Source organism: Candidatus Babeliales bacterium (assembly GCA_036260945.1).
In the GTDB taxonomy this organism is placed as follows: Bacteria; Babelota; Babeliae; order Babelales; family JACPOV01; genus JACPOV01.
The window spans coordinates 787,952-800,700 of sequence record DATALT010000002.1; the positions used below are offsets into that span (position 1 = coordinate 787,952).

At 38.0% G+C, this 12,749-nt stretch carries 15 protein-coding genes; 12 read left to right on the plus strand and 3 right to left on the minus strand.

Annotated elements, in window-relative coordinates; genetic code table 11:
• Window positions 1-66: 66 nt before the first annotated feature.
• The 5 genes from VHO47_04570 (at window position 67) to VHO47_04590 (ending at window position 3,311) form a co-directional block, all read left to right on the plus strand.
• Entirely contained in the window at window positions 67-696 is a 630-nt protein-coding gene (locus tag VHO47_04570; protein ID HEX2978365.1) for a hypothetical protein, read from the plus strand.
• A 112-nt stretch (window positions 697-808) separates the two neighbouring features.
• Window positions 809-1,279, plus strand: coding sequence for a hypothetical protein (locus VHO47_04575; GenBank protein ID HEX2978366.1), 471 nt, complete (start codon window positions 809-811; stop codon window positions 1,277-1,279).
• 66 nt (window positions 1,280-1,345) lie between these two features.
• Window positions 1,346-1,900, plus strand: a complete 555-nt coding sequence (locus VHO47_04580) for a hypothetical protein (GenBank protein ID HEX2978367.1) — start codon at window positions 1,346-1,348, stop codon at window positions 1,898-1,900.
• Window positions 1,901-1,910: 10 nt separating this feature from the next.
• Window positions 1,911-2,459 carry a hypothetical protein gene (locus tag VHO47_04585; protein ID HEX2978368.1) on the plus strand — a complete coding sequence of 183 codons (549 nt, stop codon included), beginning with the start codon at window positions 1,911-1,913 and terminating at the stop codon, window positions 2,457-2,459.
• Between the two features lie 186 nt (window positions 2,460-2,645).
• On the plus strand, window positions 2,646-3,311 hold the full coding sequence (locus tag VHO47_04590) for a hypothetical protein (GenBank protein ID HEX2978369.1): 666 nt from the start codon (window positions 2,646-2,648) through the stop codon (window positions 3,309-3,311).
• Between the two features lie 46 nt (window positions 3,312-3,357).
• Here VHO47_04590 and VHO47_04595 read toward each other — a convergent pair whose 3' ends face one another.
• On the minus strand, window positions 3,358-4,017 hold the full coding sequence (locus VHO47_04595; GenBank protein ID HEX2978370.1) for a transaldolase family protein: 660 nt from the start codon (window positions 4,015-4,017) through the stop codon (window positions 3,358-3,360).
• A 218-nt stretch (window positions 4,018-4,235) separates the two neighbouring features.
• Here VHO47_04595 and VHO47_04600 point away from each other — a divergent pair, with 218 nt between their 5' ends.
• Window positions 4,236-4,445 carry a hypothetical protein gene (locus tag VHO47_04600; protein ID HEX2978371.1) on the plus strand — a complete coding sequence of 70 codons (210 nt, stop codon included), beginning with the start codon at window positions 4,236-4,238 and terminating at the stop codon, window positions 4,443-4,445.
• Between the two features lie 133 nt (window positions 4,446-4,578).
• Here VHO47_04600 and VHO47_04605 read toward each other — a convergent pair whose 3' ends face one another.
• On the minus strand, window positions 4,579-8,145 hold the full coding sequence (locus VHO47_04605) for a mechanosensitive ion channel domain-containing protein (GenBank protein ID HEX2978372.1): 3,567 nt from the start codon (window positions 8,143-8,145) through the stop codon (window positions 4,579-4,581).
• Window positions 8,129-8,722: a hypothetical protein gene (locus tag VHO47_04610; GenBank protein ID HEX2978373.1), complete on the minus strand. Its 594-nt coding sequence runs from the start codon at window positions 8,720-8,722 to the stop codon at window positions 8,129-8,131. The genes VHO47_04605 and VHO47_04610 overlap by 17 nt, the downstream gene beginning before the upstream one ends.
• Window positions 8,723-9,359: 637 nt before the next feature.
• On the opposite strand from VHO47_04610, the gene VHO47_04615 reads away from it, so the two are divergent.
• The 6 genes from VHO47_04615 to VHO47_04640 all read left to right on the plus strand — a co-directional run bounded on the left by VHO47_04615 (window position 9,360) and on the right by VHO47_04640 (window position 12,734).
• Window positions 9,360-9,941, plus strand: coding sequence for a hypothetical protein (locus VHO47_04615; protein HEX2978374.1), 582 nt, complete (start codon window positions 9,360-9,362; stop codon window positions 9,939-9,941).
• An 8-nt stretch (window positions 9,942-9,949) separates the two neighbouring features.
• Window positions 9,950-10,675: a hypothetical protein gene (locus VHO47_04620; GenBank protein ID HEX2978375.1), complete on the plus strand. Its 726-nt coding sequence runs from the start codon at window positions 9,950-9,952 to the stop codon at window positions 10,673-10,675.
• 121 nt (window positions 10,676-10,796) lie between these two features.
• Window positions 10,797-11,294, plus strand: a complete 498-nt coding sequence (locus tag VHO47_04625; protein ID HEX2978376.1) for a hypothetical protein — start codon at window positions 10,797-10,799, stop codon at window positions 11,292-11,294.
• Window positions 11,294-11,836: a hypothetical protein gene (locus VHO47_04630; GenBank protein HEX2978377.1), complete on the plus strand. Its 543-nt coding sequence runs from the start codon at window positions 11,294-11,296 to the stop codon at window positions 11,834-11,836. The genes VHO47_04625 and VHO47_04630 overlap by 1 nt, the downstream gene beginning before the upstream one ends.
• A 29-nt stretch (window positions 11,837-11,865) precedes the next feature.
• Complete coding sequence (locus VHO47_04635; protein HEX2978378.1) at window positions 11,866-12,261, plus strand: hypothetical protein; 396 nt, start codon at window positions 11,866-11,868, stop codon at window positions 12,259-12,261.
• A complete protein-coding gene (locus tag VHO47_04640) occupies window positions 12,258-12,734 on the plus strand; it encodes a hypothetical protein (GenBank protein ID HEX2978379.1) in 477 nt (158 codons plus the stop codon). Before VHO47_04635 ends, VHO47_04640 begins: the two co-directional genes overlap by 4 nt.
• Window positions 12,735-12,749 lie beyond the last annotated feature (15 nt).

Below are 12,749 nucleotides of genomic sequence, written 5' to 3' on the forward strand. Positions count from 1 at the left end.
TCTATCGCTATAATGAATAAAAATGATGTAGTTTGAATAGCGAAAAACAAATGAAGGAGAAAAAAAATGCGTACAATTAAAGCTTTTTTGGTAATTGCGCTCATTGCACAACCATTGCAAGCAAAACTTCTCAATTTTGAAAACCAAACTACAGCACAAAAAATTGCATTGGGTGCTGGAACTTTGGGCTATTTAGGATATCTGGGATATAAATATTATTCTTGCAAAAAAGAAGTCGCAGAAAATAAACACCTTATTAAACAACATGAAGGAAAAGGCACAGTTCCTGTACCAAAAAAAATTGAAGAAATGTTTGAAGCGAAGAACTTAGCATCATTAGCAAAAAATCCTAACCGCGAATACCGCTGGAAACCTCAAGTGGAACGAATCCAAACAGAAAAACGCAAGTTCGTTCCGGGTTGCCTCACTCATATAACAAGATCGCTATGTCATCCATTTGTTGTTGAAAATCTATACATTACAGTAAGTGAAAAAGATCCCGCGCAACTATTAATAAAGTCAAATTCACAGGGTGAAGACAGTGATGCAAGCGCCATAGAAGATTATGGACAAAACCGCGTTTCATTGCACGATTCAAAATTCAAAGTCAACGGATGGAAAGCGGCGGTTTTAATTCAAGCATCTATTGGATTGGGATTATTATGCCAACAAGCGGTACGTTTAATGGGTAAATAAATGAAAAGCTAACGCTTGTTTAACAGTTTCTAGTAAACGCATGTATTTATTTAAAAATTGTTACAGATTGCTATACTGAATCGGCTTTAACAATTTTTAATGAGAGATTTTTATGAAAAACTTTATGCGCATCTCGGCGCTCTTAATGGTTCTTACTTTGCCGATACACGAATCGATCGCAGAGCAACAATATGGGTTTAGCGCTGATTCTTTCTCGAATGCAAAAAAAATTGCTGCCACCGCTGGCATCGTTTTTGGAATTGGATTTACTGCATATCAGCGCCATAGAGCAAAACAATTTATACAAAGTGAAAAAAATAATAAGAATGTCGATAGATCGCACACACTTAAAACTATCTACGCAACTCTCGGCAGCGTCACCAGCGCCACGAAAGATCATTCATTCTTCCCCTGGCAAGTTCAAACGTCAAAATTTATTGTATGTAAAAATGGCTCGGAAGACGAAATTCACGTACTTACGCCACAATTTGGTCCGTTAGTGGGATCTCTGCCAAAAGCACTCTTTACGGTTGGCGCATTTGCACTAATCGGATCGCAAATGCTGCGCTCTCCTGGTAAATAATTTTTCTAAGAGTTTTATTTAAGGGATCGCTCAATTGCGGTCCCTTCCTTTTAAGGAGACCTCAAAGTGAAAATTCGTACATTGCGTATAGTTTTAATAATGTCGCTTTACTGCATTCCAGCATCAGTTATTAGTGCACCGGTCATTAATGCGATCGACTCAAAGACAATAAGCCTTTTTTCAGTCGGGGCAGCGACCGGCTTGCTTATCTCGCTTTTTCATCGCGATTGGGTGCTTGATAAAGTCGCACAAATTAATCAGATGCACGGCTCTGGTGATTTATGCGATTCGACGCTTTGGAGTCCATTCTCGTTTAACGGGATCGATGATACGGTAATGGGCAAACCATTCGCGAAATCTTCAGAAGAAACTCGCGTGGAAGAGCAATTTCAATACAACTTAATCAGTGATAGAGTTCACTTTCCAACCCTCATGTCGACTCGCCATACAGTAACTAACGATTATTTAGTTAAAAAAGATAAGAGAGGTAAAAAATTTGCAATTAAAACTCATACGAGTTTTCATACAGTTGAAGTTGGCAGCATTTATCCTTACATCTTTGGAACCGCACTCATAACCCTTGGCACTGGTTATGCATTCACGCTTTTAAATAAAAAATAAATCGACCACAATGAATTATTCTTCTGGCATCTTAGTATTGCTCTTATTATTTTCTCAAAATGCTATTCAGTCATTTGATCAAAAAAATTTGTATGCTGCAGCTGGAATCGGTGCACTCACTTTAGTAGGAGTGCAATGGTGTTATTTGCATCAAGTTTCAAAAAAAATAGTTCATGAAAAAAGAATCCCTTTTATCTTGGAAAAAGAAGATTCATTAAAAGATTATTTACAACCATATTGCCCTATCTTTTCAAGCACGCTTAAAAATCAAATTGAGCCAGAGGAGTTAAATAAAAAAAAGAATGGCGAAACAATTGAATCAACAATTATCTTCAAAAAATATAAATTCCCTTTTTTGTTTTACATAGAAAATAATCTCACTTTGGAGTACACCATTCAAGGTGCGGAAAATCTATTTTCGGAGAATAAAATCGATCTGGGAAAGATTAAAAAGCATACCGCACAAGTAAAACCTGTTTTTTATACGGTTCCATTATTGAGTTTTTTTGCCGGATGGATGGGCGCACGAATAACGCAATCGCATCCAAAAAAAATCTAGAATTATATTTATTCAACTCACCTGAAGAACCGGTGTTCACCAATCAATCTTTTTATCTTCGACAATATTGCTACCTATGTATAAAAAATTACCCCTTTGGTTTATTTTTTCAGATTGACATTTAAATCAATTATGGCAAACTAGTTAATATAACACCAAAAATCAATAGTTATCGAGGAGAAATTTATGTTTAAATCTAAAAAATTAGCGATAATGCTTATGCTGCTAACGTTGCACCTAGCAATAAGCTCGAAATCTAATGCGGCCAGCGATGTATCAACATTCGCTTTAGGAACTGGCGTGGGAGCAGCTCTAGTTGGCTTTAACTGGCTTCAAACTAACGTTTATTCTTATTTGATTAACAAATACAACCAAGAAAATGCTCCCCTAGCACCACAAGATATACAAGAACAAATAAGACGTACTGCAAGCAATAATTATCAAGCTTTCGAGCAGGATGTAAAAAAAACGCCAATACACTTAAGCGCTATTACCCTAGATCAGATTAATACACAAAAAACAACAATCGCAAATCAATTCTATATCGGTCACAATGAGCACTCACAACAGTTTAAAGCTCAGGAAATGAAAAATCCCGTCTCGTTAACGGTGCCTGAAGATAGAGTGACCTCTTTCTTCCCTTATATTTTTAAAGCTGATTCACACTTAAATATATCTTACTCAGTAAATAATGATGATAAGTATATTTATTCAACTCCCACCGCCGTAACATCGCACACCGCTCAAGTTGGCGTAAGTTCTCACGCTTATTTGAAAACGTTTGGTGTTTGCTGCGTATCAGGATTAATGGCTCTTGGGACAAAAAAAGCAATTGAATATTTTACACGATAAATTTATCATTACGGTATGAGGCATCTAAGAAAAGATGCCTCTTTTTTTATGGAAACTTATCAATATTTAGCTTTTTCCAATCCGCATCAAATAGTTGAATGCCGCGATCTGTAAGTAAATGACTGCTCGCTTGTTCTAGCACTACAACAGGGAGTGTCGCTGCATCTGAGCCGGCCGCAATTGCTTCATGAAGATGCCGCACAGAACGAAGCGATGCTGCAAGCAAACCGGTTTGATAATCGTAGCAATCAAGCATATCGCCAATTTCAAAAAGAAGATCGCTTCCGCGTACATCGATATCATCCCATCTTCCGATAAACGGCGAAATATAGGCAACGCCAAGTTTGCACATAAAAAGAGCTTGCTCAAGGGTGAAAACAAGCGTTACATTCACACGCAATCTATCTTCCACTAATTTTTTGATGACCGCATAATAATCTTTGTGGCAAGGCACTTTTACAAGAATATTTTTATGCAATTTTGCGATTTGATGAGCTTGTTCATAAACTTTTTTTGGTTCTTTTTCGGTAATTTCTACCGAAATTTCCCCAGCAGGAAGCAATGCACAAATCTCATTCACTGTTTGCCGCGGATTACCGCCAGCTTTTGATAAATGCGATGGATTAGTGGTAACGCCATCAATAAGGCCAGTTGTTGCCCATTGGCGAATTAATCCTATATCAGCCGTATCGAGAAATATCTTCATATATTTTTTTTCCTGTTTTATCCCCACAAATTCCAACTGATCTATCAACAGTATCGCCCCAGATTATTATTGACGTCAAGAAAGCTAGATCTCTTTTTCCCCCACAATCATGACTGAAAGTCATGTGAGCAGATTAAAAATTCTTGCAGAGCTTCAAGTGCCTTGTTTATGGTAACATTTATAGGTCATTTATTTGTCAAAAAAAGGAGACAACTTCCATGGCACAATTCAAATTCAGTAAACTGGATACCACTACCCAAGGTATTATTTTATTTACCCTCGGCGTCGTACTTTTACTCTATACACTTAACATTTTCACCGCTTGGTTCAATGCAATTCTCATCATCAGCGCATTTGCGATGCTCGTAATCGGCGCAATAAAATTAGAATTACCTGAGCGCTTGAAAAAATTATTCAAAAAACGCTAACGGGGACAATTGCTCTAACGCACTTCGCTCCTAGATCTCTTCATTTTTCTATATCTATAGCTAGAGATAATCTAGACGCTCAACCAATCTGCTGCTTGTACCTTTCACTTGAGTACAAGCAGCAGAAGTTAATTTAGTTCGTTTCTTGTTTAGTAATAATAACGCGTGTTGGCACGGCCATCTTAATATTGTGCTCTCTAAATAGTTTTGTCAGCCCCAATCGAACATCACTGGCAATATCCCATTTACGCATAATATTCACATCGCTCACAAATCCGCGTACTTTGAATCTAAAACCGTTTTCATCAAAATCGTTCAAGCGCACTACCGGGCGCGGGCTTTTGAGTACATCAGGATTATTTTCCAGAACATGCAAAATTAACGATTTAACTTTTACCGGATCGGTATCGAACGGTACCGTAAAATCGATATCATCAAACCCTATGAAATTGCGCGCATAGTTCCAATTATTAATTGGCCTACTTAAAATCATAGAATTAGGAACGATGATCGTATAACTATCGCGTCGACGCATAATAATTGAACGAGGGGTAATTTTTCGTACCACACCTTCATAATCGGCATCGATCATAATATAATCGCCCACCTGAATCGGGCGCTGTACTAAAATAATGAAATACGAAATAAAGTCACCAATTGGTTCTTTAACAATGTAACCAATCGAACCGATTACAACACCAATTGCTAGAAGTAGCGTGCCAAGGCCGCCCCATTGAAAACCAAAATAAATCGCTATAACAATAATAAGATAGCGTAAAATACTTGTAACCGTATTTTGCACTCCCAAATCAACCGGCAATAGATCAAAAATTAATTTGAGCACAAATCGATTAATGAGAAGCGCGAGTACAAATCCACCAGCGATAAATGAAAGCACCACGAATAATTTAAGAGGCGTGAAATAAATGAGTTGCCCCGTTGTTTTATCCACACCGGTATCAAAAAGTTGAAAATTAAGTGCTTGAGAAACATCGTTCCATGAAAATGGAATCATCCAAATGCGCGTTGCAACAACAACTGCAAAACAAAGCGTCACAATAAAAAGCGCAATCACAGAAAGACCATACAACGTTTTTGCATAGGCAAACCGTTCATGAGTCGATTCATCATCCGCTGCAAAATAGGCGGCAGATAAAAAGCGTCTAATGTAAAGATTTGCAATCATCACGAGCTTTGCAAGTACAACCGTTCCGATCGCGCCCCATAAAATATAGGAGATCAAATTGCCATAACCCCCAACATACGGATCACTAATAATCATGATCCCCACGATAGCCGCGAGCAATAAATAATAATACGTATTTATATATTTCGAGATCCAAGCACCAATAGTACCTTGGCGCGAAATAAACGTTACCACCTCTTTTCTGCCAATCGCAAAAATTACTAAAATACGCAAAAAGAGAGAGTAGGTGGCTAAAAGAATCGTAGGCAATTCAGATTTATGGATGGTTGCCGCAATAAATGCTTCACGAAATAAAAGTACAATAATTGAAACGTATGAAAAAATATAGGCAACCGATGCAAAGCGAGGCTCAAAAGACTTACCAAAAAGCGGATAGTTTTGCGTACGATTTAATCCGATAACAAAACGAACTGAGCGCGTGGCAACATACAAAAAGAATGGGATAGAAACTAAATAAAAAATAACCTTCAAGAAAAGATCGGTAATAAAATCCTGAGAGAAAGCGACAAAGAACACCGACCATATAAAAAGCGGCAGGAAATGCTTTTCTATGCAAAAAAGAATCATCCCAGAAATACGTGCTAAATAAAAAACAATTTTATGAATTGGCGTTGCGGCCAAAAGCCATCCGCGAATGATTGCGATCAAACGACGCAAGTAATTATAGAGAAGTACGAGTAAAAATGCGCAACCAATCAGCATCAGCACTAAAAGTGGGCGCTGCAATAAATCGGTAAACGAAGCGACAAACGATTTCCACCCAACTTTACTCATCGCATTTTGCGCCAACTGCTGAACATCTTTGAAAAAAACATTCAGATCGGGAAAGAAATTAGTCAGCCCGCGCCAAGAAATCGCGTATTCAGATCGCTGCCAAATACTTTTTGCTTCCAACTCTCCGAGTACAAAGTTTAATTCTTTGTTTGTTTCATCAAGCGTTGCAATAAGATTTGATTCAACTTCAATCAATCTGCTCGTGTTTTCTATCTGCTCTGCAATTACTTTTTCAGAATCTGCAAGACGTTCAACAATGGCGGTATAGCGCGTTGGATAACGCTTGAAAACCAGATCTTGCTCGTTTTGTACTTCTTGAATAAATGCTTTGAGATTTGCAGCTTCTTTGTTTTGCAAATTCAATAAATTCGTCGTAGCATTTCGTTTATCGTTAAGTAACGCTAATTCACGCTGCGTTTCAGCACTTTGTTCCTTAAAGCGTTTAACAAACGCTCCAATTTCGTCACTCGATTTGAAACGACGCTGGGTTACTTGTTGCCACATGGAAAGAATAGCGGAGCTGATCTCTTGCCGCTTAAAATTTGCGTCTTCTAGATCGATCTGCGCATGCAAATATTCTATTTTTCTATCAATAAGCTGGATTTGTGCGTTTTTGGAGCCTATCTCAGTAATCGCACTATACCCTTCTGGCGTTTTATTGGTAATACTCCACGAAGCAATATCCCGTTCGCTCACCGCATAGCGACGACTTAATAAATCAAGTTCTCTTTTTAACCGTTCACGCTCTGCAGTCAGCGATTTAATTTCTTGATACAGTTTATCTTTTGCTTCGAGCGCTTCGGTTTTGCTTTTTTCAATTTTTTCCCGAGCCGCAATCACTTCCGTATCGGAGACACGAAATGCACCTTTTATTTTATTAAGGTTCTCTTTTAATATTTTTAATTTTTCATTTTCAAGAAAAATTTTCGTATTAATGAGAGAAATTTTGCGCACCATTTCAATAACTTTAAGGTCTGCTACCTGCTTTTCATAGTTCGCAAAACGCTCAGTTAAATCAAGGAGCTCGCCACGCTGCGCAAAATTAAACTCTTTATAAAGAGTAACCGTCTTGCTGCCAAAATCTTCTTGGGCTCGCTTCTTTTCTTGGTACTCCTTTTGCGCAAGAGCCGCTTTCTTTTTGCGGTTATCAAGCTCTACGAGCGCATCGTTTTTCTGCGTGGCAAGCTGAGCAACCGCATCTTCTTGATACACCACTTTTTGGTTTGCACTGCGCAGTGCATCAAAATTATAAAATGCGCGCGGCTCAATAATTAAAGATTTAAAGGCTGGGTCTTTTTTATGATCTTCAAGCGCTTTGATATGCGCTTCAAGATCGGCGGTAATTTCTTTACGTACAAGCTGCATGTTAAAAAGAGCTTGATGGATTTCATTGAGCGATGAAATCTTTTTATTAAAGAAATCCGCATCTTTACCTTGAGCTGCACGCTGAGCGTTCTTTACCTCTACCAAAGCGCGATCGGTCAGCTCTAACTGATTCGCTATCTTTTTTTGCTGCTCTTGATTTGCAGGCTTCCACTTTTTATCTTCTCCTTTTACATGCTCAAGAAGCTGCTCTTGTTCATCGCGACCCGCACTGAAAAATTTTCCCGCAGGGCTATCCAATAAACTAGCATTAATTATTGAAACACTCGTTACCAATATCAACAGAGCGTAGGGAGCTCCATCTCGTCCTTTTTTTTGATTATTCCAAAAGCGCATATTTACTTCCTATGGCTAAAGTTTTAAAAAGATGCCTCTGAGGATGCAACGCAACACAATCACGCAACCACTCGGTTAATGCTTGGTTAGTATGGGAATCAAGCATATGGTCTTGGAGTATGATGGGCCCGTTTATCAACTCCTGAATGCGTTCAGTATGCAACATTTCGTCCTCAGGATACATTCCAACACTGATAAAAAATCTTAATAAAAATATTTTTTTAAACCAAGAATACGTTATATAATCGGCAGCATGCAATAAAAATTCCAGCAAGCAAAAAAGAGATTCGTTACTCGATTCGTGTGGCATAAAGTAGTAACAAAGTTCCAGTACATGATGCAAAAAAAAGATTGTTTCGTGGGACATAGAAACCGGAACCACAACTAATTCGATCTCTTCGAGTTTATAAAGAGGGCCTTGAGCAGTTCGATAATAACTTATCAAAAAACCTGGCGCCAAATTCTGCAACCCTTTTGGAGCAGTACCATCCAATTTGCCAATCAATCGATCAAAGATAACACACTTGTGCACATTTGGCAGATGCGCCTTAAGAATAATTCCACGGTGCTTTCCCATTTGTTTGCCTTACTTGTAATTGCACGCCCTCTAGTTTATCTAAGGCGTTAATTCATGGCTAGCAAAAAATAGTAAAATTTATCAATCATTAATTATTTTTATCTGTAATATTATAAAATATAATACATGTATTATGCGTAATTAAAAAAACAATCCTATTCTTATTAAGAAATATATCACGGCAACTGGGTCGTTTTTGATAGAAGCATCAGAAATCAAAATTTTTCATCGCACCATTAATAGATAAAAAAGATAAAAAAAGCTATTTATAAATAATTTTATTGTGGACTTCGGATAAATGGCGCTTACAAATAATTATAAACTCAAGTTGCGCCATCCCTTGATACAAACGGAAAGCGTTCTCTCGGGGACGAGCGCCAATTTAATAATTCTTCGTTAATAAACATCCTTCAATAAACCTACTTTCAGACTATAAAAGCAAAAAAAGTAACAAACCAGCAGATTAAACGATTTCTTTCACAGCAATTTTCGCACCGCTATAAAAAATAGTCCGCCCGATAGGTTTTCAAATAGAAAATAATTTAGGGAAATGATTGCTTTGTAATTATTATTAGTTGTAATATTAAATTGTATTATGCCTATAATTAGAAAGTTTTGATAAAAAAAGGAGATTGACATGAAGAAATTTATCATGTTAATTGTGGCGTTTTTAATAGCAATGCCATTAATGGCTAAAGATATTACGGTTGACGGCCAAGTAAAGGAGTTCTTTACGAAACAATTACCAGCAAAATTTGGCGCGCTCGTAAGAGTTGAACCGCTCAACTCAGTTGGTGGCATTGGAGAAGTTGCGCGACCTGCACAATTTTTCACTGCAGCTGGCGGCGGCGGTGATATTCGCTATACCGGTCTGAATCCTAATTACAACGAAGTACTTACGTACATAGACAATTTTTTCAGCAAATTAGGATCTGAAGATCATGGTATTTACCTAAGAAAATTTGATTATTCAACACTTCCAGGTTGGTCCGGCTTTGATATCACTAAAGCAAATATTTCAGCAAATCTGCTCAAAATCTACCAAAATCCAACCGCGTATGCGCAATACAAAGTGGCAACCTATGAAAGCCCCGCATACAACATTTATGGAAAACTTGGCGGCTTACGAGCAACAGCGGGAGAGCAGGATGCACCGTATATTACTCGTAATGTAGACGTATATTATATACCACATGCAATTAATATTAATTATAAGTAGGAGAAACAATGAAGAAACAATTATTGGCGCTTGTCCTTTTTAGCGCAGTTATCGGTACCGCATTAGTTGATGCAGCACCTGCAAGAACGAATGTAATTATTCCACGAGACAAAACGTATTTCTTGAATCGTGCACATACGTTCTTTGAGGGTCTAAAAGCAGAACATCCAAACACAATTATTATTCATAGCAGCGCGGGTACAGCACCAGTTAAAAACATTATAGCTACGTATGAAAACCCGAAATATAACGCTAACAAAGCTGCAGCTGGTTCTCAATTAGAAACAGTTGAAGTTGGCTTTAAACAAGGAAAATCTGCATTGCCGGGCTCAGATGAAGAAATAATTATAAAAAAGATACAGACGTTCTTTAATGACCTTAAAAAAGAGAACCCAGAGTTCGTAAACGTACGTAAGTCTGCAGGAACTCGCCAATTAGGAACCGAATTTGCATCGTTCAAAAATCTAGCGGTTTCGAAAAAAGGTAAAGCTGGAAGCTCTCTAGATATGATATCAGTTGAGTTCGCACCGAGTGAAAAAGCGAAAAAAGGTAAGCTTATGGGATTGATCAAGGCAAAAAGAGCATCTAGACCAACACAAGCCTACCAAGGTCCCTTAACTCAACAAGAAGTAGACGAACTTAACAATCAGCAAAAAGGCGCAACTAAAGAAGCGCTTGATGCTGATCTAGCAAAAAGAGAAATAATTAACAACCAACGCTCAGGTAACTTTTAATCATTTGTTGGTTAATTGAAAAATAAGGGATTCAAATGCAAGCACTCTAGGACGGGAGGTCATAAAAGATAGCCCTTCTGTTTGCGAGCAAGTGAATCCCTCTTTCTCTAGGGGAAATGGTATGAAGAAAATAGCTCTTTTACTTTTAATGCTTATGCCACTTTCAATGCATGCATTATTTAAACCAGTTGGTATACCCGCACAGCAATCGATAGCTGAACAAGCGCTAGCGGAAAAAAGAACTAAGCTGATTGATGCAGTAAACAATCTTTTTGCAGCCGCGCAAGCACAATTTCCCGGCCGCTATTCTTTTTCATTCGTTAATAACAATTCGGGGGAGTTATTAGGACAAATTATAACGCCCCAAAGCATGCAAATAGGAACTACCGATCCTAAATACAAATACCAACAGCTACGTTGGAATGGTGGTGGCCAAATAACAAGAACCGAATTAGATAGAGCTGAAGCGGCTCTTCAGGTTATTTGGGGCAACCTCAAAGAACTACAAGACGGCATTCATTTTAAAATAGTTAAGCAGGAAAATCCCGCTGCCGAAACAATCGGTTGGTTCATATCTCCGTACGGAAAAAATAAATATTATCTGCAATGGAGTAAATAATGAATAACAAAACGCTCATTAAAGTATTCCAATCAACCATAATTTTTATAGCCCTCTGCACATTAAACATTTCTTTAAGCGCCATTGAGCGTGAACGCACAAGAAATGAAGTGCTTGAAGAAATCGATAAAACAATTTCATCAATTGCAAATGTAAAAACGGTGAAAACAAAAGATGAAAACAACAAGACAGTATCGCATTATGCCTGGGTAGCGCAATACGATAAACCGAATTATGACAACGGAAAAATTAATAAAAAAAGTATCAACATGCTGGTAAACAATTGGCTACCACAAGTGATTGTGTACACCAATCCTCCAGTAACTTCTGCGATTTTAAAAGAAGTTTTTGAAAAATTAGAAAAAATTAATGGTGTCGTAATCACTACTGGATCGATTATTGATAACACACCAAAAGATGGTCGCCAAATAGGAATATTACAAACTGCTGATAAGCAAACCGCGCATATTTATTTTGTACCAAACGCGGAAAAAACCAAAACACTCGCTGGCCAAACTCAGAGCGTAACGCCGCGAAAATAAAGTTTTAGAGGGGATAAAAAGGGGATAGTATGAAGCGCATTGCACTCGTCACTTTATTCGCGGCAGCATCTTTGTTCGCGATAATCTCTTATCGTACTAAATTATCTGCAATGGTTGGTGCCGGAGTTCCACTTCAAGCGGCAGATAGCGAAGCTGGCCGCGCACAAGCGGAGGTGCTTGATTACAATTTTAGATACGGCCACGATCTGCGTTTACTGCACCGTGCATATAGATCTTTATTGCCAAAATACCCTGGCGTTTTAGGGCTTACAACGAGAGGCAACCCACCCGCAGGTTCAACGGTTCTTGATAAATATAAAAACCCTGGTTATATGAGTTCTGCTGGAAGTTCAGAATACGCGTCAATTTATCTTATTAACCAAGAAAGGCCGGTCGGAATACCTGGCCAAGCGCAGGGAAGATGAAGAAAATTATTACGTTATTAGCTCTTAGTTCAAGTATTTTAATGTTGAATGCAAAATACGATACCGATTATTTTAAAGAAACGGACGAGTTTTTCTCGTCGCTTTCAAATCGTTACGCCCTTTCAATATGCAAAAGAAGCATACCGCTTAAGCAAGCAGAAAAAGAAAAGGCAACGGGTGGAGAAAAAATCGCGACCTACCATTGGAACATTTATGGGATCAATGACGCACAAGTTTTCTTGGCAACAGTAACCCTGGATACTTCGTCACCAGAAATTAAAACTCAGTTGCTTAAAGAGATCGATGAACATTTTAATAAGTTGAAAGAAAAAGATTCTCATATTCAGCTGCGCAGCCAAACAACGACACCAGTTGGCGATGTAATAGCACAATACCAAAATCCTAAGTTTGAACAATCGCCAAAATTGATTGGCGGTCAAGGGAAAATTGTTGAAGTACGTTTTGTTCCTTAAAAATAATAAAAAAAC

Bases quoted from the DNA above. Each gene is read 5' to 3' on its own strand.
- VHO47_04570 (HEX2978365.1), top strand. From the start codon at position 67: ATGCGTACAATTAAAGCTTTTTTGGTAATTGCGCTCATTGCACAACCA.
- VHO47_04575 (HEX2978366.1), top strand. From the start codon at position 809: ATGAAAAACTTTATGCGCATCTCGGCGCTCTTAATGGTTCTTACTTTG.
- VHO47_04585 (HEX2978368.1), top strand. From the start codon at position 1,911: ATGAATTATTCTTCTGGCATCTTAGTATTGCTCTTATTATTTTCTCAA.
- VHO47_04590 (HEX2978369.1), top strand. From the start codon at position 2,646: ATGTTTAAATCTAAAAAATTAGCGATAATGCTTATGCTGCTAACGTTG.
- VHO47_04595 (HEX2978370.1), bottom strand. From the start codon at position 4,017: ATGAAGATATTTCTCGATACGGCTGATATAGGATTAATTCGCCAATGG.
- VHO47_04600 (HEX2978371.1), top strand. From the start codon at position 4,236: ATGGCACAATTCAAATTCAGTAAACTGGATACCACTACCCAAGGTATT.
- VHO47_04605 (HEX2978372.1), bottom strand. From the start codon at position 8,145: ATGCGCTTTTGGAATAATCAAAAAAAAGGACGAGATGGAGCTCCCTAC.
- VHO47_04610 (HEX2978373.1), bottom strand. From the start codon at position 8,722: ATGGGAAAGCACCGTGGAATTATTCTTAAGGCGCATCTGCCAAATGTG.
- VHO47_04615 (HEX2978374.1), top strand. From the start codon at position 9,360: ATGAAGAAATTTATCATGTTAATTGTGGCGTTTTTAATAGCAATGCCA.
- VHO47_04620 (HEX2978375.1), top strand. From the start codon at position 9,950: ATGAAGAAACAATTATTGGCGCTTGTCCTTTTTAGCGCAGTTATCGGT.
- VHO47_04625 (HEX2978376.1), top strand. From the start codon at position 10,797: ATGAAGAAAATAGCTCTTTTACTTTTAATGCTTATGCCACTTTCAATG.
- VHO47_04630 (HEX2978377.1), top strand. From the start codon at position 11,294: ATGAATAACAAAACGCTCATTAAAGTATTCCAATCAACCATAATTTTT.
- VHO47_04635 (HEX2978378.1), top strand. From the start codon at position 11,866: ATGAAGCGCATTGCACTCGTCACTTTATTCGCGGCAGCATCTTTGTTC.
- VHO47_04640 (HEX2978379.1), top strand. From the start codon at position 12,258: ATGAAGAAAATTATTACGTTATTAGCTCTTAGTTCAAGTATTTTAATG.